The sequence below is a fragment of the Lysinibacillus sp. FSL K6-3209 genome (genome assembly GCF_037976175.1).
Classification (GTDB): domain Bacteria; phylum Bacillota; class Bacilli; order Bacillales_A; family Planococcaceae; genus Lysinibacillus; species Lysinibacillus sphaericus_D.
In genome coordinates, this window is the sequence record NZ_CP150264.1 from 3921939 (window position 1) to 3948381 (window position 26443).

Consider the following 26443-nt stretch of genomic DNA (forward strand, 5'->3'; position numbering starts at 1 on the left):
ATTGAAAGTGGTTATCAACTACAGAAACGCTTGTTTTTCTTTAATTTATAAGGTTTTTGATATTGATTTTCATTATCAGGGGGGATTTAGATGGAGTACTCTAATCGAGAAAATGTTGGATTAATTGAGAATATAAAAGTGCACGCTGAACTAATTGCTGCTATTATGGCAGGTTTATTTATCTTGCTTGCATGGCGTTTAGATACAAATGATCAAACAACTGCTTCAGTTCTTTTATATATTGTTGCTTTTTGTGTTGGAGGATTTGCAAAAGCAAAAGAAGGCATCGAAGAAACTATAAAAGAAAAAAAATTAAACGTAGAGTTACTAATGATTTTAGCTGCAATTGGCTCAGCAGCTATTGGCTATTGGACAGAGGGAGCCATTCTTATTTTTATCTTTGCTGTCAGTGGCGCTCTAGAAACATATGCTATGAACAAAAGTCACCGCGAAATATCTGCACTCATGAATTTACAACCTGAGGAAGCTTGGTTAGTACGCGGTGGGTTTGAACCGATGAAAGTCGCTGTCTCAACACTAAAAATTGGTGACCATTTACTGATTAAACCTGGTGAACGTGTCCCAGCAGACGGTATTATCTTTAAAGGACAGTCTTCTATCGATGAAGCTGCTATTAGTGGTGAGCCATTACCGATTGCCAAGTTCGAAGGTGACGAAGTATTTGCAGGGACAGTTAATTTAAATGGCGCGATTACTATGGAAATGACAAAACCAAATTCCGAAACATTATTCCAAAAAATTATTATGCTTGTTCAAAATGCTCAAAGTGAAAAATCACCTTCACAGCAATTTATCGAAAAATTTGAAGGTACTTATGTAAAATTCGTGTTACTATCTGTTGCACTTATGATGTTCCTTCCCCACTTTTTAATAGGTTGGGACTGGACGACAACGTTTTATCGAGCAATGGTACTTTTAGTAGTGGCATCTCCATGCGCATTGGTTGCATCCATTATGCCCGCCACATTAGCAGCTATTTCGAATGGCGCGAAAAACGGGATACTATTTAAAGGTGGCTTACACCTCGAGCACTTAAGTGCGTTACGTGCATTAGCAGTCGATAAAACAGGAACTTTAACACAAGGTAAACCAATCGTAACAGACTTCATCGTACGCGATGGTTTAAATCAAGAAGAAACATTAGCGATTCTTGCAGGTATTGAAGCTCAATCAAACCATCCTTTAGCACAAGCGATTACTACCTACGCTAAAGCACAACACATATCACAGTTTGCGCAAGCAACGATTGAAGATATCCCTGGCTGGGGCATGAAAGGCTTTGTTAATGGAACAGAGTATTTAATAGGTAAACCTGATTTTGTTGGAAGTGAAGAAGCTAACACATTCGCTAATAACGCATTATCAAAGCTTTCTGCTGAAGGTAAAACAGTAATTTTTATACGTGACAAGGAAGGTATTGTCGCACTTGCTGCATTAAAAGATACGGTTCGTGATGAGGCAAAAAAAGCTGTCGCATTGTTAAAAGAATTAGGAATTGATGTCATTATGCTGACTGGCGATAATGAGAAAACGGCTAAAGTTATTGCAAAAGAGGCAGGCGTTACTGAATTTGTGGCAGAATGTCTTCCTGAAACAAAAGTGACGGAAATGAAACGCCTCCTCGATCAACATAAATATGTAGGGATGGTTGGTGACGGTATCAATGACGCACCAGCATTAGCAACAGCCACTACTGGTATTGCAATGGGCGAGGGGACAGATGTTGCCTTAGAAACAGCAGATGTCGTGTTAATGAAAAACGATTTATCTAAAATTGCCTATGCGGTTCGTCTTTCTCGCAAAATGCAACGAATCGTGAAACAAAATATTTTCTTCTCTATCGGCATTATTGTTTTATTAATTGCCTCTAACTTTTTACAAGTTGTCGATTTACCACTAGGTGTGATCGGTCATGAAGGCAGTACAATTCTCGTTATTTTAAACGGCTTACGAATGCTTAATAAAAATGTATAAAAAAGGTGGTCTCAAACCGAGACCACCTTTTAAAGTGTCATCCAATTCATAAAAATAAACTACTACCATTGATTTTCGTTACGGGTTGCTCGCTTTCCGCGGGCGTGGCTTAAGCCTCCTCCTCCACTGCGCTACGTGCGGAGTCTTAAGTCTCACGTTTGTCCCGCAGGAGTCGAGCAACCCTTCACTACAATCGCAAAATTTGTATCTGCTAGCATATGTGGGTGCCAGTCACTCACACAATTTTACTAAGTAAAAATCCACGTAGACTCCTGCGGGAAGTCACAGAACGTAAGACGCTGGCATTCCGCGCGTTAGCGAGGGTTGCGGCTTACGTCGTGCCCGCGGAAAGCAAAGTGGATTGCACTTTAAGAAGACTCCCTAGTGCCAGTCACTCACACAATTTTCTGCGATGCGTGATTAGTTGATTGGAGTGAAAGGCGCGACACTCCAGCAGGAACAGCACGAGCTGAAAATCCATTTTTGCGGCGACAGCCGCAAAATTAGTTGAAGCCGTGCCTGCGGAAAGGGAGCGCCTAGAACGGAAATCAACGGTGTGCCCACGGAAGCATCCATTGTATCTATATCCACGCATAGCAAAAAGTGTTAGATTGATTGCTGTCAATCTAACACTTTTTCTCTTTTGAGCTACTTTTACAGTTATTTAATAGCACCTTCAGCTTTAAGCAATGCTCTCTTTTGCATCGTGGCATTTAAGACACCACCAAAAATTAAAATCATCCCAGTAAAATATAGCCAAAGCATTAATATAATAACGCCACCAATACTACCATATGTAGCAGAATAGTTTCCAAAATTACTAATATAGAAAGAAAAACCATATGTCACAAGCAACCATGCGAGCGTCGAAAACATTGCGCCTGGCCAAACACCCATTAATTTCAATCGAGGTGTCGTATTCGGTACTAACCAGTAAATTGCCATCAACACTACAAAAATAAGTAACGGTGGCATCGACCAGCGAATATTGCGCCAAAGGGATTCAAACTCATCTTCAATACTAACAATTGAAAATAAAAAGTGACCAATTTGCTGTCCAAAAACAGGTAATAAAAGCGCGACTGCTATTACAATTACTAAAGCTATAGTAAATACAAGAGAGAGCCCTCGATCTATAAAGGTCACCCTATTTTCGGTATCGTACGCTTTATTTAAAGCTCTTAATAACGCATTGATTCCTTTTGACGCAGACCAAATCGTCCCAAGTACACCAATTGATAATAGGCTGCTATTACGGTTCGTTAGCACCTCATTTAATGTACTTTCTATCAACCTGTATACTTCATCAGGCATTAAATTAACTAAAAACGAATACACTTGCGTTGTTTCTAAATTTAAATATGGCAAAAGCGTTACAAGGAAAATGAGTAGGGGGAAGAAAGATAGCAAAAAGAAATAAGCAAGTTGCGCCCCGAGCGCCGATATTTCAACGCGTTGTATGCGAAGCATTAAATCTTGGATAAAGCCTTTCGATGTCATCACATCTACCATATCTTCATTTGGCGAAAAAAATGCTTTTACTTCCGCAAATGAAGAACGTATGGATGCTTTTTTCTTTTCCATTTAATTCCCTCCTTGAACTACAGCCTATTCTTTTTCTGGTGAGGTAAAGGCTGTTTTTGTATCGCTAATCATGCCTTGAATAGTGGAAGGTAATTCTTTAAATTCATCGACTTTCTCAGCTATTGTATTGACATTTTCTGATACGCTATCACAAAGTACTTTAGCTGCGATTACCTTTTCCTCAATTAAATCTTGCAGTTCATTACGATGCGATGCGTAATATGATACTGCTTCCTTCATTTTTTTAGTAGTAGCGACCGTTTTCTCTCGTGTAGTACGATCAAACATGCTTAATGCAGCACCTACAGCAGCACCTACAACGATGGATGCTAATAATTTACTTTGTCCCATATTTTATATACCCCCTGCTTGTGTAATGTTTATTCCCTTTTTTATTATAATTAAACAGCTTACTGCCCTTATTCTACCCAATTACAGTCTATTTTTAAAGCAACGCCCAATTACAGTGTTGACATTTTTTTTATTCAATGAAATGATATTGGCTAGGATTATGAAAGGTAGGTTAATTGAATGGATTTATCTATATCGTCAAAAGAAAACGTTATTTATATGGTCGATCAAATGAAAGATAAGCTTCGCATGGTCAATGTAGATGCCATGAAATCAGAGAATTTTGATGAAGCAAATTATGAAGATTTAGTCTATCTTTACGAAATGGTTATGAAACGTGACACATTTAGCCCTAGTGAAATGCAGGCTATCGTTGCTGAATTGGGCTCTTTACGCAAATAATAGCAATGCCCTATAACCTTCCCTCTCTACACTAAAAAAGCTATTAGCAAGGACCTTTAAGTCATTTGCTAATAGCTTTTTCTTTTGACTACTGCGTATTTTTCGCAGCAGAGCCATCTTCAGCAACAAGTGGTTGAATTAATACTTCCACACGACGATTTTTCGCGCGCCCTTCAGCCGTATTATTCGGTGCAATGGCTTTATATTCCCCATACCCTTTTGCACTAAAATAAACACGATCAAGTTCTGAATTACTATTCACTAAAACCTTTAAAAAATTCACCGCTCGCATTACCGATAATTCCCAGTTTGAAGCGAATTCAGGACCTGTTTGTGGTACGTTATCTGTATGACCAGTAATGACAACACTACGTGCTGGGTCAGACACTAATACTGCTGCAAGTTCACTAGCAATTTTGTTATACTCTGGCTTAATAGTAGCTTTACCTGGATCGAACAAAATGCTATCGCGAATTGTAACAAGTAAACCTTCATCTGTCATTTCTGTTGCGAATTGACCTTCCATCTCATTGACTGCAATAAAATTATCGACACTATCTTTAATTTCAGCTAGCTCCTGTTGATCTTTTAAATACGCTGAGTTTTGCTGTGGCTGTTGCGGTGTTTCATCATTCTTTGCATCTGGTGTTTGAATTGGAGATGGTTGTTCTAAAAAGCTCGACCCACCATCAAATATTTGATTAAACACTGCCGACATACGCTCTAATTTTTCTTGGTCAACTGAACTAGATGCAAAAAGTACGATAAATAACGCCAGTAATAACGTTAAAATATCAGCATATGGTACTAACCAAGACTCATCAACATGATCTTCATGCTTTTTTTTCTTAGCTTTCTTTGCCAAGGCCGCCCGCCCCGCTTTCACCCGTAATTTGACGACGCTCTTCCATCGTTAAATAAGAAGATAATTTTTGTTCAATAACACGTGGCGCTTCCCCCTCTAATACAGAAAGAATGCCTTCAATCATCATACGTTTTTGCTTTACTTCAACTGCTGATTTACGTTTTAACTTGTTGGCAAATGGATGCCATAACACGTAACCTGTAAAAATACCTAATAATGTTGCCATAAATGCACCTGATATAGCATGACCTAACTTATCAATATCATTCATATTTCCTAATGCTGCGATTAACCCTACTACCGCACCGAGTACCCCTAATGTCGGGGCATATGTACCTGCTTGTGTAAAAATAGCCGAACCACTTATATGTCGTTCTTCCATCGCTTCTACTTCTTCCGTTAATACATCACGGATATAATCTGCGTTTTGACCATCAATTGCTAATGTAAGACCATTTTTTAAAAATGGATCTTCAATTTCTGAAGCCTTACTTTCTAGCGCTAACAATCCTTCACGACGAGCTAAATCGGCCCATTGTGAAAACATCTTAATAATTTCAATATCATCTGCTAGTTTTGTTTCTTTAAAAAGAATTTTAAATAGCTTTGGTACCCGCTTTAGTTCCTTCATAGGAAAGGCAATTGTTACAGCAGATATTGTACCGAAGATGATAATTAAAATAGCCGCTGGATTGTAAAAGGCACTTAAACTTACTCCCTTTAACACCATCCCTGTTAATAGTGCAACTAGCGCTAAAATTATCCCTACTACTGACGATAAATCCATATTAGAACCTCCAAATCTTCTATACTTACTTATTTTCGTCCTATTTTCCATATTTTAAATAAACATATTATATAGTATAAATGTATTTCATTATTTTTTCGATGAAATAAATGCTTTTTATTCACATTTCGACCATATTTGATTATATTGAATTAAGAATAATACACTAAATTGTCTATTATCGAAAGGAGTTAAGAATTTGTTATTATCATTTGACACAAAATTACTAAGATATGCCGAATTAGCCGTGAAAATAGGAGTAAATATCCAGAAAAATCAATACCTTTATGTGAGTTGTTCGACCGATAACTTAAAATTAGCTGAAATAATTACTAAAATTGCTTATGAAAATGGTGCAAAACAGGTTTTTGTTGATTTATCAGATGATCGACTTGTGCGCACACGTTATGAAAAAGCTCCAAAAGACTCATTTGATTTTTATCCTCCATGGAAAATTCAAGAGCGTGAATGGCTTGCAGAGCAAGGTGCTGCCTTTTTAAGCATCGTTTCACAAAACCCAGACCTCTTAAAGGATATCGATCATGAAAAAATTATGACTTTCCAAAAAGCATCAGGTCAAGCACTCGCTAACTACTATACTATGATGCGAGCAGATAAATTTAGCTGGACAGTAATTGCTGCTCCTTCTAAACAATGGGCAGCCAAAGTATTTCCATATCTACCAGAAGAACAGCAAGTTGAGGCATTATGGGAAGCAATCTTTGCTGCTACACGCACAGACCAAGATGAACCGGTCAATGCTTGGAAAACTCACGACGAACAGCTACATAACAAAGCCGACTACCTAAATAAGAAACAATTTAAGTTCCTGCGCTATCAAGCTCCGGGAACAGATTTAACAATTGAGTTACCAAAGAAGCATATTTGGACAGGTGGCAGTAGTGTCAATATATATGGCAATACATTTATGGCAAATATGCCAACAGAAGAAGTTTTTACAGCCCCACTCAAAACAGGTGTCAATGGCTTTGTCTCAAGTACGAAACCTTTAAGCTATAGTGGCAATATTATCGACCAGTTTACATTAACATTTAAAGATGGTCGTATTATCGATATACAAGCACAGCAAGGACAAGATATTTTAGCATCACTTGTTGCAACAGATGAAGGTGCACAGTATCTTGGGGAAATAGCACTTGTTCCCCACCAATCGCCTATCTCACAATCCGGATTATTATTTTACAATACATTATTCGATGAAAATGCCTCTAACCATTTAGCTATAGGTAATGCCTATTCCTTTTGTATAGAAGGTGGCAAAGAAATGTCATCAAAAGAATTGCTGTCTCACGGTCTAAATCAAAGTTTAACGCATGTTGAATTTATGATTGGCTCTGCTAATATGGATATTGATGGCATCGCAGCTGATGGTCAAATTGAACCAATTTTCCGCAATGGCAACTGGGCCTTTTAAGTAAATAGTCAGTCCTAATAATATTATTCTAGGCTAGGTATCTTATGGATGTCATAAATTATCCTTACATTTTCCTAGCAACCTATTGTATAATTAGTGTAGTTCATATAGTAGATTATTGTAAGTAGAGAGGAGCTTTTATAATGTTCATTACAACTGTACTTGGCTTTTCAGCCGTATTATTAATTTCTATGGGATTCTTTATCCACTATCTACAAGTTGGCTTAGATAGCAAATCTTCTGTAACTGTAGATCCACAACCAAAAGAAAAATATTAATCATATAAAAACAGCTACTTCAAGTAGCTGTTTTTTTTATTTATAAATATGTCATATTAGATTAGCTAAATAATTTACCAAACTCCTTTTTTTTTCATGAAAATTGCGTGAATATTGTCATTATTATTTGCATATTTACATTTTTGCTCTAAAATATTTCATTAGGGAAGGGAGCAAACTTTCATGACAATGTTAAAAGAGATTTTAAAGTTTAATGAAGATTTCGTTCAAGAAAAAAAATATGAGCCTTTTATTACAACTAAGTACCCAGATAAGCGTATCGTTATTTTATCTTGTATGGACACTCGCCTTGTAGAACTATTACCAAAAGCGATGAATTTAAGAAACGGCGACGTTAAAATTGTAAAAAGTGCTGGTGCTTTAGTGAGTCACCCATTCGGTGCAGTAATGCGTAGTTTACTCGTTGCGGTTTATGGATTGCAAGCTGATGAAGTGTATGTAGTTGGGCATTATGACTGTGGTATGAGCGCAGTTGATCCAGATGCAATGCTTAACCAAATGGTAGACCGAGGTATTAAAGAAGAAACCATTAAGATGATGGAGTACTCTGGTATTGATTTAAAAGATTTCTTACGCGGTTTCGGCGATGTAGCAACAAGCGTGAAGAAAAGTGTCGATACAATTCGTAATCACCCGTTAATGGTTGATAGTGTCCCTGTTCACGGTTTAGTTATTGACCCAAATACTGGTCGCCTTGATTTAATTGACGACGGTAGTAAATAAAACGATAACGCCAAAGGCATAGTTTTTGGCAGAAAAGCTTTCTATATAATTTAAAAATGTGTCTATCGTTTCGAATTATCGAATGATAGACACATTTTTTATTGGCTTTTGTTATATTATATCGCTGTAAATAATGTAGTAGACATTCCTTTTATTGAACATATCTTGCGTTTCACATAATAATTAGGTAAATTTATGTAATAATACTATAAAAAGTAAACTATAATTGGAGGACTATATGTATACTTATCATTCGATTTCAGCAGAAGTTTATAATCTAGATAAACCAATCGGCACATCATTCGGTGATGTCGAATATTATAGCGACAGACTTCAGCATGTCAAAGGAAAAATATTAGAACCAGCTGTTGGAACAGGGCGTATTTTAATTCCTTTACTTGAACAAGGTTTTGCTATTGAAGGCTTTGATTTATCCGAAAAAATGTTAGACTACTGTCGAGGCAATCTAAAAAAGGCACAAAAAGAAACAACTATTTATCAAGCAAATATGGAGACATTCCAATCTGATCAACTTTATGAAGCAATCATAATCCCTACTGGAACATTTTTATTAATTACTGATGATGAAAAAGCTATGACTAGTCTATCTAATTTTTATCATCATTTAGAACCAAATGGAAGATTGATAGTCGATATATTTTTGCAACCAGATTTTCATGAAGGCAGCTCTCAATATCGAACGTTTACAAATAAGCAAGATGAATTGATTACATTGCAAATAACACAATCTGCAATCAATTATATTGAACAAACGACAACTACCCACCATCGCTATGATAAATGGAGAGAAGGCAAATGTATCGAAAGCGAATTTGAAATATTCACCTTAAAATGGTATGGAATTCAAGAATTTAAAAGGCTTTTAATGCAAATTGGCTTTAAAGATATCGTTATTTCATCTGATTATTGTTATAAGCAATATCCTACAAATCGAAATCAAACAATCACCTTTGAAGCTGTTAAATGATTTTGCTAGTTTAGGTTCTAAAAAATGAAAATGTAACAAAGGTGTTAGTACAATTAACGAAACCTTAGCTATTCATTCTTTAATTAGAAGTGAGCATTAGTTGTTGGTAGCAAAGGCGGTGACTCCTGCTCAGAACGCACACTGCGTAAGACGCGGGCATTCTGCGCGCAAGCAGAGGGTTGAGGCTTACTGTGCTGAGCGGAAAGCACCGTCGAAGCGGACAACAATGGCGCAGCAAAAAAGTGTTAGATTGATAGCAGTCATCTAACACTTTTTGTACATTATTATAACTTGTTGTGTGTTCATGATGATGGCTCTAGGCGAGCATACATATAGTGATCTACCCATTGCCCATTGATATACAGTAATTTTCTTAATAAGCCTTCTCGTTGAAATCCTGATTTCTCCAACACCCGAATCGAAGCGTTATTTTCAGTCGATACATACGCCTCCACACGATGTAGCCCTATTTGTTCAAAGGCAAATTGTACAACCAATTCTACCGCTTCTGTTACAATTCCTTTTCCTATATAGATTTCATCCATCGCATAACCAACAAAGGCGCTTGAATACGGTAAACGTTTGATAGCATACAACGCAATGTGACCTATTAAATTATTTGTACCTTGCTCATATATCCCGAAAGTAAATTCTCTCTTTGAGCTCATTAAATATAAACTTTCTTGGATTTTTTTATATTGTGCATCAACTGTATAGTATTCAGGACGCTGTAACGGTTCATATGTAGACCAAAAATATTTGTTTCGGCTTACAAGACCCGTTAAACTTTGTGCATCTTTTTCTTGGAATGTGCGAACGTAGCATTTCTCCCCCTGAATCGAGACCACATTTCCACCCTTTTTCCTTAATAAATTCCAAATTTTTAGCACCATTTCTCTCCACAAGCCTTCCGATAATTGTCAGTACAAGTTCATTGTATGTAAAAAAAGATGCTGCTACAACCAAAACAGCTCCTGTCTTGTTATCACAGCATCAATCATATTATTTATTTATTTTTCACTTGTTTTTTTGGTTGAATTTGTAACAATTCAATACTAGACGATTCAGCATCCTCTAAATCGGACTTATCTAAAACATTTGTTAAATGTAAACCACGCTTTTGTGCCTCGCGTTCAATATGTGCAAGCGTTTCTTGTAGCACTTGTACGCGTGCATGTTTTTTATCGTTTCCTGCTACCAAAACCCATGGCGCATTTTTCTTGTCTGTTTTTTCAAACATATCATTCGCTGCTGCGATATATTCTGGTGTTTTTTCGCGATTTCTCCAGTCCTCATCTGTTAACTTCCATGATTTATATGGATCTTGCGCACGCTCATTAAAACGCTTCAATTGCTCTTCGTCTGACACATGTAACCAGAATTTTATAACAATGTAGTCTCCAGCCGTTAAAATTTTCTCAAAGTTGTTAATCTCTTCATACGCACGAGACCATTCTTCTTTATTTGCAAATCCTTCGATACGCTCTACTAGCACTCGTCCATACCAAGAGCGGTCGAAAATGGCAATCTGACCATGCTGAGGTAATTTTCTCCAAAAACGTTGCAAGTAGTTATAGCGTAATTCGTGAGGCTGTGGTGCTGAAATTGGATGAACAACGTAACCCCTAGGGTCTACCCGCTCAATAAGACGTTTAATGGCGCCTCCCTTACCAGCAGCATCCATTCCTTCAAATACTAGAATAAGGCCGATTTTATTATTTAGTAAAAATTGCTGTGCATTTAACATTTCATATTGAAGTACTTTTAATTTCTTTTTATACATTTTTTTATCTAGTTCAATCGATAGGTCAAGATTTTTTAGATTTTGAGTCATTAAAATTCCACTCCTTCAAATTGGATATTTCTATTGTACTAAAGAAGTATTTGGATGCATATCCAAATGGTAAATTGTAGATAATTTCAACAAATTCACTTGATACATTGTAAGGATTTTCCGCTATAATAAAATAGATATTCTGTGACAGTCCTATACTTATTTGTCTTTTCCCTATACAATTTAACACGAAGGGAGAGGAAACCTTGCCTAAGTTTATTTTAATGACAATAACGTATATTGTCTCACTCATCCTAACCTTTTCATCCTATTTTATAAAAATAAATGGTCAATCTTCGTTAGAAATCTCAAATCGTTTTCCCGTAATGTTTGCACCTATTAATATTAGTTATATGATATGGATAGTCATTTACATTTTGCTCGCTTATTGGTTAGTTATGAATTTTAAAAAGACAACTATAAAACAGACTGTTCTCTTTAGCAATGTATGTATATTACAAGCGATTTCTATTTTATTTTGGCATTATGAATTATTCATAGTATTTTTCATCTGTACAGTAATGTTAGTACTATACTTATTTTTCCTTTACAATACGTACTCACATTCCAATAATGCATTATCTGGCCGCCTACCGATTTCACTTTACTTTGCTTGGTCTACATTTTTATTGATGACAAATACGAGTTTTACGTTAACTTCATATGAATGGAATGGCTTCGGTCTTAGCAATCCACTTTGGGCAGTTATTTTACTGACAATTGGTGTCGTAATCGCCTTACATATACGTTATCATCATTTTGATATTGTCTATCCTAGCGTTTTCATTTGGGCATTCATTGGCATTGCATTTCATAATCATCTTGACGAGTTGCTTGTGACGACCGCAGCCTTATTTTTATGTGGTGTGCTTGTTGTTGGTATTCTATTCGTCAAAAAAAAACCTGCTTACCAAAAATAAATCGGTAAGCAGTTTTTTTTTCGTCTTATTGCTCATCTAATGAAGTTAAAATGATTGGTTTGTCTTTTGTTACAATAATCGAATGCTCAATTTGGGCAACTAAAGATTTGTCAGGCGTAATAAATGTCCAGCCATCGCCAGCTTCAACGATATGCTCTGCTTTTGCTGAAATAAACGGCTCCACAGCTAACACCATGCCCTCTTTCATAATTGTTGAATCCCACGCATCGTAATAGTTTAAAATGTGGTTTGGCTCATCATGTAATGAACGACCTAATCCATGACCCGTTAAGTTCATAATAACTGTTAAGTCATTGGCATAAGCCTCACGCTCTACCGCTTTCCCAATTTGGTTTAATTTCGAACCAGCTTTTACTTTTGTCATTGCACGATCAAACGCGCTTTTTGCTACGCGACAAAGTTTTTCTTTATCCTCATAACCTTCCCCTACTACAAAAGAAATACCTGTATCTGCAAAGTAACCATTTAAAGAGCCGGATACATCAATATTAACAATATCCCCCTCTTTAATAATACGTTGTCCTGGGATACCATGGGCAACTTCTTCATTGACACTAATACAAGTGTAACCTGGGAAATCATACTCTCCCTTAGGACCTGAAATAGCTCCTGCTTCAGCAAACATGCGTCCTGCAATTTCATCTAATTCAAGTGTTGTCACACCAGGTTTTGTAGCTGCTTTCATCGCCTCACGAATTTCAGCACAAATGCGACCAATTTTTTTAAAGGCTTCAATTTCTTCTTGGGTTTTTACAATCATTTTTAACGTCCCTTTCATCTAATATCTACTCTTTAATATAACATAACTTTTTATGTGCATAACGCCAAAAGCTTTAATTATTCTATGCCAATAGGATTTCAATAGTGCTCCTCATAGAAAAAACAGACGATTTTAACAGTCTTTAGACCATAAAACCGCCTTTCTCTAACGCGCTATCTACAGTTAAAACGGTAGTTCTCATTATAAAAAAAATGTGGCTGAGACAAAAGAGAAAAAGTGTTAGATTGACTGCAATCAATCTAACACTTTTTTGCTATTCCGTTGTTGTCCGCTACGGCGTTGCTTTCCGCTCAGCACCGTAAGCCGCAACCCTCGCTAACGCGCGGAATGCCCGTGTCTTACATTGTGTGCTGTTCTGAGCAGGAGTCACCGTCTTCGCTACCAACAACTAGTGAACACTTCTAATTTTTTTTATTGCAAAAGCAAGAATAGCTAAGGTCTCCATATAGCAAAAAATTATGAACACCTTTCGTCTGTTTCTTAAATTTTTTTAGTTATGTCCAAGCCTCATTTCCATTCATTTATAATTTTCGTTGCATTAATTGTGGCGCCGCTGTAAATAATAGAACACCGACAATAGCGGTTAAAATAGTTGCTGGTAACATATATGTTCCATTATAGATAATTGAATAAATCCATGCATTTTGATCGCCCGCATACTCCGCAAAGAATACTGCACCTGCAATGGTGTGTGCAAGATAGCGTAAAAAACCAGCTAGCACCGTACCAATCACTATGTACAGAGCCATTTTCTTTTTGTTGAGTGCTGTTGCGGCTTTTAATACAGGTTCACGAACGATTGCCGCTAAACCTACTACAGTAAAGGCTACCCCGTAATCTAGTAATCCTTGAAGCCAGTGCACAATATAAGCACCAAACATTGTTTGTAAAACACCAATTAATAGACCTGTTGTGAGCCCTGACAAAAGCCCCCAACGAAACGCCATTAAAATTATTGGTATCATGACTAAGCTTACCGAGCCGCCTTGTGCCCATACTTTAAAGGAAACTTGATCGAGCACAAGTCCTACCGCTGCGAAAATTGCAATCTCCACCAGCATGAGTAATCTTTTTTTGTCCATACTATTATTCTCTCCTTTGTTCCGATGTAGGATACAAGAGCAGGAATAGAAAACAATTATTTGGATATGTATCTCAATCCGGCATAAAAAAACGATGCCAGGACAGAGCCTCACATCGTAAAAGTGTCGGTTTCTATCCACATCCCTACGCAAGTGTTAACTTACAGGTTCAAAGAGTAAAGGCATTACGTGCCCAGTCTCAGCTGACATCATCAGCTCCCCTTGTGGTCGTTACATCTCATTTTTATTGAACACACTCATTGTACGCAAACACCTTTGCGATTACAACCTTTTCCTCAATTATTTTTTTTTGAAACTTTTACGCTTTCTATGCGTAAATATTAAAAAGGGAGGAACAATTATGGAGAATCAAAAAGTTTTATCTGCGTTTAGTTATCTCAGTGTTTTTATTGCACCATTTGTCGTTCCATTAGTCGTTTACTTTGTTTCAAAAGATAGTGAAGTCAAAAGACATTCCATTCGAGCACTTATTTCTCACTTGATTCCATTAGTCTTAGGTATCATTTTCTTTTCTATCTCTATATTTTCTTCAATGTCATTGAACACGTTTGATCCTTCTTCAAATGGGAATACATTTATTATCATTTGGTTTGCTTCATTTGCAATTTATTTACTCGTATCATTAGGTATTGTTATTTGGAATATTGTGCAAGCTGTACGAGTTATACGTTAAAATTTAGTACGAAGGAGATGTCATATTCATGAAAGTATCCAAAGTAGTGAAAACCGCTATAAAATTTGCACCTATTGTCATTCCTATTGTCAAAAAAGTAGTTGCTGCAAAAAAAGGGACAACACCTTACGTATCAACACGTAGAAAATAAGCGCAATGACTTCTTTTAATTGTTTGAGTGACTGGCACACAAAACCCACTTACACCATAGAGTGCAAGTGGGTTTTTATTTAGAATTGTTTGACTGGCACTACTTTACTTCAAAGTGTGTTGTACTATGCCCACTTAACGTTTTTTCAACATGTAAAACGGCTGGCATTGCGGCTTTTAACTCGGCGACATGTGAAATAACACCAATCATTCTTCCTGAATCTTGTAAATCAATTAACGTATCAATTGCTTTATTTAACGCTTCCTCATCTAAAGAACCAAAGCCCTCGTCGATAAACATCGTTTCAATTTGAATATTCCCTTGGAAGCTTTGAATAACATCTGCCATACCTAATGCAAGACTTAATGACGCATTAAACTTCTCCCCACCAGATAATGTTTTTACATCTCTTAATTGGTCCGTATAAGCATCATACACATCTAACCCTAACCCACTTTGCTTGGCATGCTTCTCCAAGCGATCAGAGCGCCGCAATTCAAACTGTCCATTTGATAAATGGAATAAACGAAGATTGGCTGCTGCTGTAATCTTATCTAAATAATTGATTTGAATGTAACGCTCAAATGACAGTTTTTTTGGATTTTGCCCATTCAACACGGTGTAAAGTTCTTTTACACGACCTGCTTCTTTTTCGAGTATCCGTATTTCCCTCGCTGTTTCATCAACTTTAACAATAAAGTCAGCACATGCAGTTGCATAATTTTTCGTCTGTTGTAATATTTTAAATGCCTCTTCAGATGTAGCTCGCAGCATCTCAAGCTTGTCTTCTAATATCGTTAAATTTTGCTTCTCTTTTCCTTCAAGATGTTGTGCTCCATCTAAGATTTGTTGCTGTAAAGAATGCTGTTGTAAAGCGTAATCACGGCACGCTTTACGTAATTCCTCGATTTGTACAATACTTCGCTTTGCCGCCGCATATGCTTCATATGTTGTAAAACCAACATTGTTCATGCTTGTAACAAATTGTTCTCGTTTTTCATTCAGTTTGTTTTGCAATTCCTCATATGCTTTTTTCGCCAGTTCTTCTGCTATAGCTGCCTTATGTGACGCTTCTTTTGTTGCTTGTAGATTATGCTGACTTGCGTTCCATGCTGCTTGTAATGCATTCTTTTGCGATTTTATATCTTCCATTGTTTGCTTTAATTGTTGCAATGACTTTACATGTTCAGGAATGTACTTTTGTTGTTCTTCTACAATTGCTTGCTGTTTAATTAATTCTTTCGATTGCTCAGCAAAATAGTGCTCTAACTGGACTTGTTTGTGTTGCAATTGTTCATTTCTTGCCAGTTGCCCTTTTAGCTTAGTCCGTGCGATAGATAGTTGATCGTTAATGATTTTTAAGACAGTAACTTGTTGCTCAATGAATTGTAATGAAGTTGTAAGTTCTACACGATCAGCTAGTGATATATGGCTAGCTTCTACCTGTTCAGCCACCTCTTGAAGCAATTGCTTTGTTGTTTTGACTGTCGCTTCTTTTTCGTAATAATTTCTCTCATTTGCATGAGCTGTCGCGCGGATTGTTTCCAGCTCCACTTCATCCACGACCGCTAGTGGCTCACTATGTGTTAAGTGGTGTGTTGTACTGCCACAAACTGGACAAGCATCGCCATCCTTTAACTTGGCTGCTAAAATACTAGCCTGACTGGTAATCCATTGTTGTTCCTTAGTCTGTAGTGCTTTGTTACTTTCTTGAAAGAGCTGTTGCGCCCTTTGAAGTGCTTGCTCAGCTAGCTCACTCGCTTGCTCATATTTTTCCAATTGAGCTAATAATGTCACTTGTTCTTTAAGCTTAGGAAGTTGTTCTAAATAACCTGCATAGGGCTCCATTTGTTTTTCATATTGCTCAATGGTAGTTGTTAACTCTTGAAGTTGAGTTTGCTCTTTTTCTAAAATGTTTAGATTATCTGCTACTGCACGTTTAGCATTTTCAACAAGTTGTTGCGTTATTTCTAGTTGTTGCTGATTATGCTCAAATGCCTCAAACTTCGGTAACAGCGCTAATAGCTGCATTTCTTGTTGCAATATTTGCTGACGCGCTGGTTCTTTCGCTTCTTCCTCTGAAAATAATTGCTGCGCTATTTCTAGTTGTGCCAAAGCGTTTTGATGATTTATTGTAGCTTGCTGATAAAGTTGTTCCTTATGATTTTGCTCTGTCCGTAATTCTACACACTGTTGTTCAAAAGTAAGAAGACGCTCCGCTTGTTCAGCTAATTGTATTTCCTGTTCCTTGGCTGTATATAAATGTTGTTGTTGTAACAGCATTTGCAAACGGGCTTGTCGTTGCTCCTGTTGCTCGAACTGCTCGTTCAGAGCTTTTGCCATACTGTAATATTCTTGTTCTTTTTGATGATGCGCATAGGCTTCTTCATAGCGTAACTGTTCCGTTTGGATACTAGCATTATAAAAGAATTGCTCTTCTTCAAGGGCATTTTTTAGTTGGTGCATATTATCCGTATTATTGCTGATACAAGTAAATAATGTTGATAATCGCTGTGGTAATGCACCTGCAATTTGTCCAAGTAAATGTTCTTTCAATTGTTGGGCACGCTCGACATCCTTTTCGGCTTCTTTCCTTTTGATATCTAGTTTTTTAGTCATTGCGCTAAAACGATCTGTTTTAAAAATTTTACGTAAAATGACTTCTTTATTGGAGGAATCAGAAGTTAATAATTTGCGAAATTCCCCTTGGGGCAACATCACAATTTGACTAAACTGATCTTTTGTTAGCCCTATAATTTCAAGCAGTTTTTTATCTACTTCATTTGTTTGCTGCTTCTCCACTATACTAAAGTCAAATTTACCATCTTTTATTTCTGCTAATTCAACTTTTCTTCCTGTGACACTTTTATTTTTTGCTTTAATATGACCCGGCTGGCGTACAATGTGATACACTTTACCGCGCATTTCAAAAACCAATTCTACTGCAGTGTAAACATCATCCGCAGCAAAGCCGCTCCGAAGCATAGCTGTATCCTGACGATCTTCACCGCTTCCTGCACCATACAGCGCATAACAAATCGCATCAAAAATCGTCGTTTTCCCAGCGCCTGTTTTGCCTGAAATAGCAAATAAACGGTACTCTCCAAGCTGTTGGAAGTCAATCACTTCTGTATGTTTATATGGACCGAAAGCAGTAATCGTTAACTTGAGTGGTTTCATCGAACTGCCTCCCGTTCCTCATCTAATAATTCTTGTAGCATTTCTAAAAACAAGCGCTCGGTTTCTGGATCAGGTTGATCGCCCAAAACGTCTGCATAAAATCCACGAAACAAGTCAATATCCTCTACTTTTTCCGTTTCAACAGCTTGTATTTCTTGGGCTACTTGTATTCGTGATGCTTTACGTTCAATATGCATTGCATGTGGAAAAACAGTACGGATTCGCTCCATCGGTGAGGCTACAGGTGTCGTGTCTGTTAAACGCACAAAGACATAATCATCACATGGTGGTAGTTTTAATAAATCATCCATGAAGCCTTCTACCACTCGTAGATCACGTCTTGGCACAAGCTTGCGTTTGTTCACCTCTACATGTCCATTAGCATCTAGCTCTACAATTAAAAAGCCTTTCTCATGTAAATGTTCCGACAACGAATATTTCAACGGTGAACCTGCATAGCGAATTGTGTTATTCAGTACAAAGTGGGCTTTATGCAAATGGCCGAGTGCCGTATAGTTGAAATGTTCAAATAAGGCAGCGTCCACGCAATCTGACCCACCGATGGATAGCGGTCGTTCCGAATCACTTGTATTTTCTTCTTCAAAGCCATATTTCGTCACAAAAGCATGTCCAATAAAAATATGACGCTTTGTTGTATCCATCGTTTGCTTAATATGGGCGATGATTTTTTGCATTGCATCTTGATGTGACTGAATCGTATCATCTTCTAAAATCGTGCGTACGGAGGCTGGTTCTGCATATGGCACTAGGTGAAAATGCACCTCACCGAATTCATCTGTTAGGATGATTGGTGAATGTTCTTTTGTGAATTGCCCTACGATATGTAACCCACTATCCCGCATTAAACGACTACCAAAATTTAATCGTCCTGCACTGTCATGATTTCCAGCAACTGCCAACACCGGAATTTTCTTTTCAAGTACAATTTCTGCGAAAACATCGTTTAATAAGTTAACCGCTTCTACAGGTGGCATTGAACGATCATATAAATCGCCTGCTACAATAATTGCATCAGGTTGTTCTTCTTCAATCGCATGCAAAAATTGCTGTAAAATATAACGCTGATCCTCGGTCATATAGATACCTTGTACAAGTTTTCCTAAATGCCAATCGGCTGTATGGAATATTTTCATTGTCTATGCACCTCCTGTTTTGCTTTTCTTTTATTTTATCATGCCTGCAACTATATTCTTGTTTTAATAGACCATCTTTTATTTGGTAATTGTTTGGGTGACTGGCACTCGTTATATTCAGAATTGTTTCGGTGCCAGACACTTGTTAAATTCAGAATTGTTTCGGTGCCAGACACTTGTTAAATTCAGAATTGTTTCGGTGCCAGACACTCAAACAGAGGTACTCAAACAGAGGTACTCAAACAGCGGCACTAAAAAAGTATGCTAAGTTGTTTAAATTACCCCCAATAGGTGGCAATTTATGTACTTAGCATACTTTTGTTCTTGGTGTTTTTCCACTTAGATTCTTAGTGGCTGTAAGGACTGATTGGCTCTGACCTTTTCTATAAAAGTGGCATAGCCAATAAAACCTTGAATGCTTCTGACGGTTGCGACTTTCTCTTGTTGTTCCGCTACAGATTTTTCGTTGGACTCTGCTTGTTTCTCCATTATTTCCTGAAATGTCATGGGGTTCGGCTTAGGCAACTCTGTAGTAGAAATAGCTAAGCCATCACTACCGCTATACGATTTCAAAAAGGCATTTGCCATTTGACGATATCCTTCAAAATTAGGATGGACATCTGCTATATTTGGCAAGTAGTGAGTAGCTTGCAATCCAAAAGTATCGTAGACATTAACATAAGTCATCCCTGCCTGCTCAGCTTGTTGTTTTAGAATCGTATTTAACTTTAAGAGCTGTGCATTCGTTCCCTCTTTTTGAGTAGCATGTACATTGGGGTAGGCAAAATAATAGCCCATGACATAGACTTTCGCATTGGGTGCGCGTAATTTCAGCTCAGCTAATAAATCCGCCATATTTTTTCGCGCACTATTTAACGCAAAATCTACTTGAAGCTGTGAAAATGTTAATGTACCAGCTGATGAGTTAACCTGCACAAGACGTAGTAAATCATTGGCACCTGCGGAAATAGTAATCAGCGTTGCATTGGCTAGTAGCGCGCTTGCTTCTTCAGACTGAACACGCTCTAAAACATCTGCCGTTGTAAAACCAGGAAAAGCAAGCTGCTTTGTATAGTGATTCAATTGCCCAATCATTCCTAGCCGCATCGCAACCAAATCGCTATAGCCTGCATCAATTTCCTGATACGGTGTTTGACCAGCCGCCAAGGAATCCCCAAGTGCTACATAATTTTCACCACGTGCAAAGGCAGATGAAACACCAAGTGTTAACGAAAGTACAGTTATACTTACTAGGCTTATTAGTCGTTTCATCTGCTCACCTCACAATCAATGTCGTTAGTCTATTAAAAAGCCCAGCTACCTTTACGGAAAATTGGCTCCACAGTACCATCTGGTAAAATACCGTCAATATCCATGTCGCCACTACCAATCATAAAGTCCTCATGTGTTACGGAAATATTGGCACCTAATGCTTCAAGTTGACCATTTTCTAAATCTCTTCCGCCTTCTAAACAAGTTGGATACGCTTCACCAATCGCTAAATGGTTGGATGCATTTTCATCAAATAATGTATTAAAATATAAGATCTCTGAAGCTGAAATTGGGGATTCATGTGGGACAAGTGCAACTTCTCCTAAATAACAAGATCCTTCATCGACAGCGATTAACTCTTGCAATAAATCATGCCCAACTTGCGCTTGTGCATCAATAATTTTTCCTTCTTCAAAGGTAAGCTTAAAGCCATCAATAATATTGCCTTGGTATACTAATGGCTTGGTATTACTTACATACCCCTCGACACCTTGTTTCATTGGTAAGGTATACACTTCTTCCGTCGGCATATTAGCGATAAATACTGTACCTTCAGGTGTTTTGCTACCACCCGTTAACCATTTATGCTGTGGTGCTAATGCAATCGTTAAGTCAGTGCCTGGTGCAGTATAATGTAGTTTTGCATATTTTTTATTGTTTAATAAAGCAGCTCGTGATTCTAAGTTTGCAACATGTGTACGCCAGTTTTCAACCGCATTGCCTTCACCAATATGCACCGTTTTAAAGATTGCTTCCCATAGCGCTGGTACTTGTTTTTCCACTGCTAAATTCGGGAATACTTTTCCTGCCCATTTGGCTGATGGTACAGCTACAATCGACCAAGCGATTAAATCCTTCATCACCGCATTACGATAGTTTTTCAATGCAGCGCCTGATACTTTTTGGTGTGTGGCTAATCGCTCAGCTGGAATACCCGTTAATTTATCTGGATCTGCAGCATCAATCCATAATAATGCCCCTTTGCGTTCGATTAACTCATCACGCATTTTAACAACCCATTCTGGGAAACGATTAAATTCTTCATCAGACGCATGCTCGAAATAAGCGCGATCCATTTCATCATCTGAAAAATTCACATGAACTCGACCAGCTCCAGCCTTGTATGCCTCTTTCACTACTAAACGCGCAAAGTCTATTGCTTCCACCGATGTATTGACTAATAAATATTGCCCTGGTTGAATATTGACACCAACCTTCACCGCAAGCTCAGCATATGCTTGTAATTTTTCTTCAAATGTCATATTATTTCCCTCGCTTTTGTCCAATTGTTTTTGAATTACCTTCTACTAGCTTGCCATCGTGCCATATTTTTTGCACAGGTTTGCCAGGAACTTCACGCGTCCACTTTTTATAAGTTTTTTCATCGTTGTATGATAACAACGTAAGGACTTCACCATCTGCTCCCGCTCGACCAGTACGGCCTGAACGATGCAAATACTGTTCAATTGTACGTGGTACATCGACATGAATAACATGTGTTAAACCGGCAATATCTAAACCACGTGCGGCAATATCCGTGGCGATTAAAATACGCGCTTCTCCTTTACGAAATGCATCTAATGCTTTTTTACGTTCTTCTTTTTTCATATCAGAATGTAAAGTGACAATTGGCGCTGAACGATATTGTAACTTCGTTTCTTTCATTAATAATTGATCGATATTATTGACGAAAGCAAGCGCACGTAATCCTTCTGTATGCGCCATTCTACGTAATAAGTCCGTTTTATCACGCTCTTCTACTTTCACAAATGAATGGACAACTTTGCCAACCTTCACCATATCTTCAGGTTTAATTTTGAAACGTAAAGGTTCAAACATCATACGGCTAGCGACCAATTCAATTTCCTCCGTAATTGTTGCAGAAACTACAACTACTTGGCGTCCGTAAGCCGCACCTTCGATAAATGACTTTACAACAACGCGATACTCGCGGCTCAATAGCTGATCGCATTCATCTAAAATAACGGTTTCAATTTCTTTTAACTTCAATTTCCCTGAACGCACTAATTCATTTAGACGACCTGGTGTACCAACTACGATTGTCGGTTTTTTCTTTAACTTCTCGATTTGTCTTGCAGAGTTTGCTCCGCCAATTAGTTGTTGTACTGTAATATCAGTACCTGCAATCCATTCCCGGATGACCTCGACGATTTGCATTGCTAATTCTTGAGACGGCGCAACAATCAGTCCTTGTGTTTGCTTTTTCGCCCCATTTACTTTATTTAGTAATGGCAACACATAAGCCAATGTTTTACCTGAGCCTGTCGGGGATTCTGCTACAATATCTTTGCCTTCAAGCATTGCTGGAATCATTTCTTCTTGAATTTTCATCGGTTCTTCAAAGTTCCATTTTGCTTGCAATTCTTCTTTTAATAAATTAATTACTGACATGTTAATTCCCACCTTATTATCCTGCTTGACACTAGTTTAACACACTAACTGTGCACAAGCATTTTCCTGCTAAATAGATTGTTCGCGTTATTTTTATGTAAGACCTGTATGGAAAAGAGGCTGGGACAAAAGAGAAAAAGTGTTAGTTTGACTGCCATCAATCTAACACTTTTTTGCTGCGCCGTTGTTGTCCGCTTCGGCGGTGCTTTCCGCTCAGCACAGTAAGCCGCAACCCTCGCTAACGCGCGGAATGCCAGCGTCTTACGCTGTGTGCGTTCTGAGCAGGAGTCACCGCCTTCGCTACCAACAACTAGTGAACACTTCTATTTTTTTGCAAATAGCCAAGTTCCCATAATAGCAAAAATTTACGAACACCTTTCCTCTGTTCCTTAAATTTTTTTTAGTTATGTCCCAGCCTAGCCTCACATGTTAATCCACTAATTCATAACCACATGCTACAATAGCACATTCCGCTAAAACGATTAATGAATCTATATATTTATCACTTAATTTTAAATCTCGATTGACGATAGATAACTCTGTACATCCTAGCACGATACGATCACAATTTAAAGCCAACATTGCCTCTTCGATAGGCAGCCAATCTTCTTCCCTTACATCTTTGCCAGCTTTCACATAATCGTAAATGATTGACATCACTTTTTCTTTCATATGATTATCTGGTATAACTGGTGTAATGCCATATTCCTCTAAAGCGCTTTGATACATACCTGAAGTTAACGTACCAGTTGTCGCTAAAATACCAACGCGCTTTGCCCCTAAATCATGCGCACGTTTCGCCGTTTCACGAATCATATGTAACACAGGAACTGGAGAGCCTTGCGCTAATTCATCGTAAAAGGTATGCGCCGTATTACACGGAATCGCAATTAAATTCGCTCCGACCGAAGCTAGTTTTTTCGCATCCTCCACTAATACTGGAACAGGGTTTTCCTTTGTATTATCCAAAATAAAGGCCGTTCGATCAGGAATATTTGTATCATTGTCAATAATAGTATGGACATGCTCCTGATCTTTTGTTGCCTTTGTACGTCTTACAATCATTTCGCCAATAAACATTGTTGCAAGTGGACCAACGCCACCAATTATACCTAGAGTTTGTTTTTTCATGAGTTAGACAGACCTTTGTTGTTAAAATATTTCTTATATTTGCGATAAAAGCTTAAGTTTTCAAGCGTTACATTTAACCAACGTTTCGCATTCATATCTTTATAATTAAAAATAGAATCTGTTGCTAAACCTTGGCGAATTAAACTTTTAGCTTCAATCACAAGCTTTTCATTTAATACGTATTTAAATAATACACCATTTGGCACAATCGTCCAGAGGTGCTTGTTCTGCACATATGTAAGCTGTTGTTTACTCCCTCGAATAAAATCATCCGCTACATACTGCATTAAATTATAGCCGCTTGCCGTCACATAATAATTCGAAAGTTCATTATGTAATTCTATACTTAGCAATTTGTACAACCCATCACGTTCATCAAATTTCATATCGAATGTAGCAAAGCCTTGAAATTTTACCGCCTCTAGAAATGTTTTCACACATTCCATTAGTTCTTTGTCGTAAGTCGTTATAATGGCGACATAACGCCCAATACCATCTGGTGAATGCTCTTCTAAAATTGGGTTCCCTACAGATAGTAGCTTGACTTTGTGATCTTGTCCAACATAAGCATTCACAACACGCATATTAGCATCTTCGCCTGGAATATATTGCTGAACCATTAAGTCATCGCGATATGCTGACTCCTTATAGATTGCTTGGAAAATAGCATCTTTTTCTTCTTCATTTTGTGCAATATATACCTTTTTCTTACCAGGGAAAATACAACTTGCGTACTTCGTCATATTCATCGGCTTAATGACAACTGGATAGTCAAGTGTCTTCAATTCCTCGTAATCATTGACCGTACATACATGCATATCAGGATAATGGAACCCATACTGCTCACATAGCTGATACATGCTTTCTCGGGTTAATAATTGATTGGCAAGCGGTGCATCGACATAGGGAATTACATAATCATCACATAGCTCCGCTTTATGCTGCACAATTTTCTTGACGTAAAACTCATCACAGGCTAAAAGCAATAACTTCTTTTCGGAAAATTCTTCAGCAATGGCTTGTAAAGCAACAACAAAGCGCTCTTCAATATGTAATCTTGGTACTTCACGGAACGTTAATAAATCACTTTGGTGAATTCTTTCCATAGTCGTATGATTTAATGCCAGTGGTTTAACGCCATAGGACTCGTAAAATGCTCGTGCCATGCCGTAAGCATTCATTTCATCGCCCAATAAAACTGGTAAAAAAGTGTGCTCAATGGCCATTCTACTCAACTCACTTTAGCTTTTTTATTTATTAGTGTAACATACTTTCGTGCAATCCAAGCTGCGCTCTGTAGTACTTCTCCATACATTATTTATGAACCGCTACCGCTTGCATATTTAGCTCCTGATAGCTCTTGAAAAATTCATCTACATTGTATGAAACATTGCCCTGCAATGGATCCATTACGACAACTTGCTTATTTGAATAACCGGTTAATACGACAGCATGTAAATTTATGTATGCATCACGTTTCAGCGTTTCTCCTTCATAAATCCATCCTTTACTGCCAGTTGTTTTAGGTGTCGATAAATCTAGTGTTACCCATACAACAACCGGTACCCCCTCCTCTACAAGCTCTAAAATATCACTTTGTGATGCCCCGCTCATATTCGTTACCCGCAAGTTGGATTGCTTATCTGCAATCACCGCTTCTGCCGCTTTTACAATTGGCGCAGCAAAGACATACATACCATTAGCCTTATCGCGCGGATTTCCTGCGTAGGCAACAGCTGGATTCGGCCCATATCGCTGGCCACCTGCTGTATAAATATTCTGTTTAGGCAAATAGCTATCCGCCATTTCAAGCTTTGTCACATCCATACCATAATAATTTAAAACTGCTGTTAGTGAGGTAATTTCACAACCTTGGGGAAGTTCTGGCTTTTGCATAATGACTGGAACTGCTAGCTCCTGTTCTGCTCTAGATGAATGTGCTGGCAATCGGTAATAGGGCTTTGTCACGTCATACGTGAATTTTTCGATTGTCGTATAGCCATCATTGTCACCTACGTTATTAAGCGTTGTTGCAGTAATCGTATATTCCCTACCTTCTACAAGGTTTGTAAAAGTAGCTTCTCCCTCATCAGAACCCATCGCTTCTTCGATTTTCTTACCAGACTCCACATCTGTCAGTTTTATATATAAATTAGGAATCGGTGCACCACTATTAAATTCTACCGTCAAAACTGTTAATTCATTTTTAGGTCGACTCTGCTTTGTAAATTGATTACAACCAGAAAGTAGCATGATAATCATAATCCCTACTATTAAAAGACGTTTATAATCCCTCCACAAGACAAATTCCGCTCCTATCTTTCGAAGAATTAGGCAATCTTCTATACTATTTTTACTATTTGTCGTAGTCTCATTATACGC

Annotated in this window: 25 protein-coding genes and 1 riboswitch; of the genes, 9 read left to right on the forward strand and 16 right to left on the reverse strand. The window is 37.8% G+C overall.

Translation table 11 applies throughout. From position 1 onward, the window contains the following. Nucleotides 1-90: 90 nt before the first annotated feature. Nucleotides 91-1995 (forward strand): heavy metal translocating P-type ATPase, encoded by a 1905-nt coding sequence (locus tag MHH88_RS19140; RefSeq protein WP_069509497.1) that lies wholly within the window; start codon nt 91-93, stop codon nt 1993-1995. A 660-nt stretch (nt 1996-2655) separates the two neighbouring features. Here MHH88_RS19140 and MHH88_RS19145 read toward each other — a convergent pair. Continuing rightward, nucleotides 2656-3579: a YihY/virulence factor BrkB family protein gene (locus MHH88_RS19145; RefSeq protein WP_069509500.1), complete on the reverse strand. Its 924-nt coding sequence runs from the start codon at nt 3577-3579 to the stop codon at nt 2656-2658. 24 nt (nt 3580-3603) lie between these two features. Next, nucleotides 3604-3930: a YtxH domain-containing protein gene (locus tag MHH88_RS19150; protein ID WP_024364532.1), complete on the reverse strand. Its 327-nt coding sequence runs from the start codon at nt 3928-3930 to the stop codon at nt 3604-3606. A gap of 180 nt (nt 3931-4110) precedes the next feature. On the opposite strand from MHH88_RS19150, the gene MHH88_RS19155 reads away from it, so the two are divergent. After that, nucleotides 4111-4332 (forward strand): DUF1128 domain-containing protein, encoded by a 222-nt coding sequence (locus MHH88_RS19155; protein ID WP_024364531.1) that lies wholly within the window; start codon nt 4111-4113, stop codon nt 4330-4332. A gap of 88 nt (nt 4333-4420) precedes the next feature. Here the strand turns inward: MHH88_RS19155 and motB are convergent, their stop codons facing one another. Beyond that, on the reverse strand, nt 4421-5197 hold the full coding sequence (gene motB, locus MHH88_RS19160) for a flagellar motor protein MotB (RefSeq protein WP_339260053.1): 777 nt from the start codon (nt 5195-5197) through the stop codon (nt 4421-4423). Continuing rightward, nucleotides 5181-5984 carry a flagellar motor stator protein MotA gene (gene motA, locus MHH88_RS19165; RefSeq protein WP_025220619.1) on the reverse strand — a complete coding sequence of 268 codons (804 nt, stop codon included), beginning with the start codon at nt 5982-5984 and terminating at the stop codon, nt 5181-5183. The genes motB and motA overlap by 17 nt, the downstream gene beginning before the upstream one ends. A gap of 199 nt (nt 5985-6183) precedes the next feature. Here motA and MHH88_RS19170 point away from each other — a divergent pair, with 199 nt between their 5' ends. The 4 genes from MHH88_RS19170 (at nt 6184) to MHH88_RS19185 (ending at nt 9429) form a co-directional block, all read left to right on the forward strand. Then, nucleotides 6184-7419, forward strand: a complete 1236-nt coding sequence (locus tag MHH88_RS19170) for an aminopeptidase (RefSeq protein WP_339260055.1) — start codon at nt 6184-6186, stop codon at nt 7417-7419. A 143-nt stretch (nt 7420-7562) separates the two neighbouring features. Beyond that, the gene (locus MHH88_RS19175; protein WP_255313775.1) at nt 7563-7697 is read left to right on the forward strand and encodes a hypothetical protein; all 135 of its coding nucleotides are present in this window, start codon (nt 7563-7565) and stop codon (nt 7695-7697) included. A gap of 183 nt (nt 7698-7880) precedes the next feature. Beyond that, the gene (locus MHH88_RS19180) at nt 7881-8441 is read left to right on the forward strand and encodes a carbonic anhydrase (protein ID WP_069509507.1); all 561 of its coding nucleotides are present in this window, start codon (nt 7881-7883) and stop codon (nt 8439-8441) included. 238 nt (nt 8442-8679) lie between these two features. Then, a complete protein-coding gene (locus MHH88_RS19185) occupies nt 8680-9429 on the forward strand; it encodes a class I SAM-dependent methyltransferase (protein ID WP_339260057.1) in 750 nt (249 codons plus the stop codon). A gap of 302 nt (nt 9430-9731) precedes the next feature. Here MHH88_RS19185 and MHH88_RS19190 read toward each other — a convergent pair whose 3' ends face one another. Both MHH88_RS19190 and MHH88_RS19195 read right to left on the reverse strand, forming a co-directional pair. Continuing rightward, nucleotides 9732-10322 carry a GNAT family protein gene (locus MHH88_RS19190; protein WP_051147783.1) on the reverse strand — a complete coding sequence of 197 codons (591 nt, stop codon included), beginning with the start codon at nt 10320-10322 and terminating at the stop codon, nt 9732-9734. A 113-nt stretch (nt 10323-10435) separates the two neighbouring features. After that, nucleotides 10436-11263, reverse strand: coding sequence for a polyphosphate kinase (locus MHH88_RS19195; protein WP_069509513.1), 828 nt, complete (start codon nt 11261-11263; stop codon nt 10436-10438). Nucleotides 11264-11469: 206 nt separating this feature from the next. Between MHH88_RS19195 and MHH88_RS19200 the strand changes: the two genes are divergently transcribed. Then, nucleotides 11470-12183, forward strand: coding sequence for a hypothetical protein (locus MHH88_RS19200; RefSeq protein ID WP_069509516.1), 714 nt, complete (start codon nt 11470-11472; stop codon nt 12181-12183). A 25-nt stretch (nt 12184-12208) separates the two neighbouring features. Here MHH88_RS19200 and map read toward each other — a convergent pair whose 3' ends face one another. Then, a complete protein-coding gene (gene map / locus MHH88_RS19205) occupies nt 12209-12964 on the reverse strand; it encodes a type I methionyl aminopeptidase (protein WP_024364522.1) in 756 nt (251 codons plus the stop codon). 542 nt (nt 12965-13506) lie between these two features. Then, nucleotides 13507-14067, reverse strand: a complete 561-nt coding sequence (gene thiT, locus MHH88_RS19210) for an energy-coupled thiamine transporter ThiT (RefSeq protein WP_339260060.1) — start codon at nt 14065-14067, stop codon at nt 13507-13509. Nucleotides 14068-14192: 125 nt separating this feature from the next. Then, nucleotides 14193-14300: riboswitch (TPP riboswitch) on the reverse strand. A 128-nt stretch (nt 14301-14428) separates the two neighbouring features. Here thiT and MHH88_RS19215 point away from each other — a divergent pair. Then, nucleotides 14429-14761, forward strand: coding sequence for a hypothetical protein (locus MHH88_RS19215; RefSeq protein WP_339260062.1), 333 nt, complete (start codon nt 14429-14431; stop codon nt 14759-14761). Between the two features lie 28 nt (nt 14762-14789). Next, nucleotides 14790-14912 carry a hypothetical protein gene (locus tag MHH88_RS19220; RefSeq protein ID WP_255313776.1) on the forward strand — a complete coding sequence of 41 codons (123 nt, stop codon included), beginning with the start codon at nt 14790-14792 and terminating at the stop codon, nt 14910-14912. A gap of 99 nt (nt 14913-15011) precedes the next feature. Here the strand turns inward: MHH88_RS19220 and MHH88_RS19225 are convergent, their stop codons facing one another. The 8 genes from MHH88_RS19225 to MHH88_RS19260 form a co-directional block, all read right to left on the reverse strand. Further along, nucleotides 15012-18092: an SMC family ATPase gene (locus MHH88_RS19225; protein ID WP_339260064.1), complete on the reverse strand. Its 3081-nt coding sequence runs from the start codon at nt 18090-18092 to the stop codon at nt 15012-15014. Beyond that, on the reverse strand, nt 18089-19246 hold the full coding sequence (locus MHH88_RS19230) for an exonuclease SbcCD subunit D (protein ID WP_339260065.1): 1158 nt from the start codon (nt 19244-19246) through the stop codon (nt 18089-18091). Before MHH88_RS19230 ends, MHH88_RS19225 begins: the two co-directional genes overlap by 4 nt. A 339-nt stretch (nt 19247-19585) precedes the next feature. Continuing rightward, a complete protein-coding gene (locus MHH88_RS19235) occupies nt 19586-20518 on the reverse strand; it encodes an SGNH/GDSL hydrolase family protein (protein WP_339260067.1) in 933 nt (310 codons plus the stop codon). Nucleotides 20519-20550: 32 nt separating this feature from the next. Further along, nucleotides 20551-21780, reverse strand: coding sequence for an aminopeptidase (locus MHH88_RS19240; protein WP_069509532.1), 1230 nt, complete (start codon nt 21778-21780; stop codon nt 20551-20553). A 1-nt stretch (nt 21781) separates the two neighbouring features. Then, nucleotides 21782-22930 (reverse strand): DEAD/DEAH box helicase, encoded by a 1149-nt coding sequence (locus MHH88_RS19245; RefSeq protein WP_069509535.1) that lies wholly within the window; start codon nt 22928-22930, stop codon nt 21782-21784. A 429-nt stretch (nt 22931-23359) separates the two neighbouring features. Next, nucleotides 23360-24061 carry an amino acid racemase gene (locus tag MHH88_RS19250; RefSeq protein WP_339260070.1) on the reverse strand — a complete coding sequence of 234 codons (702 nt, stop codon included), beginning with the start codon at nt 24059-24061 and terminating at the stop codon, nt 23360-23362. Further along, the gene (locus MHH88_RS19255) at nt 24058-25287 is read right to left on the reverse strand and encodes an ATP-grasp domain-containing protein (RefSeq protein WP_339260071.1); all 1230 of its coding nucleotides are present in this window, start codon (nt 25285-25287) and stop codon (nt 24058-24060) included. Before MHH88_RS19255 ends, MHH88_RS19250 begins: the two co-directional genes overlap by 4 nt. Before the next feature lie 88 nt (nt 25288-25375). After that, complete coding sequence (locus MHH88_RS19260; RefSeq protein ID WP_339260073.1) at nt 25376-26323, reverse strand: C39 family peptidase; 948 nt, start codon at nt 26321-26323, stop codon at nt 25376-25378. Nucleotides 26324-26443: the final 120 nt, after the last annotated feature.

Bases quoted from the DNA above. Each gene is read 5' to 3' on its own strand.
- MHH88_RS19150 (WP_024364532.1), bottom strand. From the start codon at position 3,930: ATGGGACAAAGTAAATTATTAGCATCCATCGTTGTAGGTGCTGCTGTA.
- MHH88_RS19145 (WP_069509500.1), bottom strand. From the start codon at position 3,579: ATGGAAAAGAAAAAAGCATCCATACGTTCTTCATTTGCGGAAGTAAAA.
- MHH88_RS19225 (WP_339260064.1), bottom strand. From the start codon at position 18,092: ATGAAACCACTCAAGTTAACGATTACTGCTTTCGGTCCATATAAACAT.
- MHH88_RS19190 (WP_051147783.1), bottom strand. From the start codon at position 10,322: ATGGTGCTAAAAATTTGGAATTTATTAAGGAAAAAGGGTGGAAATGTG.
- MHH88_RS19180 (WP_069509507.1), top strand. From the start codon at position 7,881: ATGACAATGTTAAAAGAGATTTTAAAGTTTAATGAAGATTTCGTTCAA.
- MHH88_RS19220 (WP_255313776.1), top strand. From the start codon at position 14,790: ATGAAAGTATCCAAAGTAGTGAAAACCGCTATAAAATTTGCACCTATT.
- MHH88_RS19250 (WP_339260070.1), bottom strand. From the start codon at position 24,061: ATGAAAAAACAAACTCTAGGTATAATTGGTGGCGTTGGTCCACTTGCA.
- MHH88_RS19255 (WP_339260071.1), bottom strand. From the start codon at position 25,287: ATGGCCATTGAGCACACTTTTTTACCAGTTTTATTGGGCGATGAAATG.
- MHH88_RS19140 (WP_069509497.1), top strand. From the start codon at position 91: ATGGAGTACTCTAATCGAGAAAATGTTGGATTAATTGAGAATATAAAA.
- MHH88_RS19195 (WP_069509513.1), bottom strand. From the start codon at position 11,263: ATGACTCAAAATCTAAAAAATCTTGACCTATCGATTGAACTAGATAAA.
- MHH88_RS19235 (WP_339260067.1), bottom strand. From the start codon at position 20,518: ATGAAACGACTAATAAGCCTAGTAAGTATAACTGTACTTTCGTTAACA.
- MHH88_RS19155 (WP_024364531.1), top strand. From the start codon at position 4,111: ATGGATTTATCTATATCGTCAAAAGAAAACGTTATTTATATGGTCGAT.
- map (WP_024364522.1), bottom strand. From the start codon at position 12,964: ATGATTGTAAAAACCCAAGAAGAAATTGAAGCCTTTAAAAAAATTGGT.
- MHH88_RS19260 (WP_339260073.1), bottom strand. From the start codon at position 26,323: ATGATTATCATGCTACTTTCTGGTTGTAATCAATTTACAAAGCAGAGT.
- thiT (WP_339260060.1), bottom strand. From the start codon at position 14,067: ATGGACAAAAAAAGATTACTCATGCTGGTGGAGATTGCAATTTTCGCA.
- MHH88_RS19230 (WP_339260065.1), bottom strand. From the start codon at position 19,246: ATGAAAATATTCCATACAGCCGATTGGCATTTAGGAAAACTTGTACAA.
- MHH88_RS19245 (WP_069509535.1), bottom strand. From the start codon at position 22,930: ATGTCAGTAATTAATTTATTAAAAGAAGAATTGCAAGCAAAATGGAAC.
- motA (WP_025220619.1), bottom strand. From the start codon at position 5,984: ATGGATTTATCGTCAGTAGTAGGGATAATTTTAGCGCTAGTTGCACTA.
- MHH88_RS19185 (WP_339260057.1), top strand. From the start codon at position 8,680: ATGTATACTTATCATTCGATTTCAGCAGAAGTTTATAATCTAGATAAA.
- MHH88_RS19175 (WP_255313775.1), top strand. From the start codon at position 7,563: ATGTTCATTACAACTGTACTTGGCTTTTCAGCCGTATTATTAATTTCT.
- MHH88_RS19215 (WP_339260062.1), top strand. From the start codon at position 14,429: ATGGAGAATCAAAAAGTTTTATCTGCGTTTAGTTATCTCAGTGTTTTT.
- MHH88_RS19240 (WP_069509532.1), bottom strand. From the start codon at position 21,780: ATGACATTTGAAGAAAAATTACAAGCATATGCTGAGCTTGCGGTGAAG.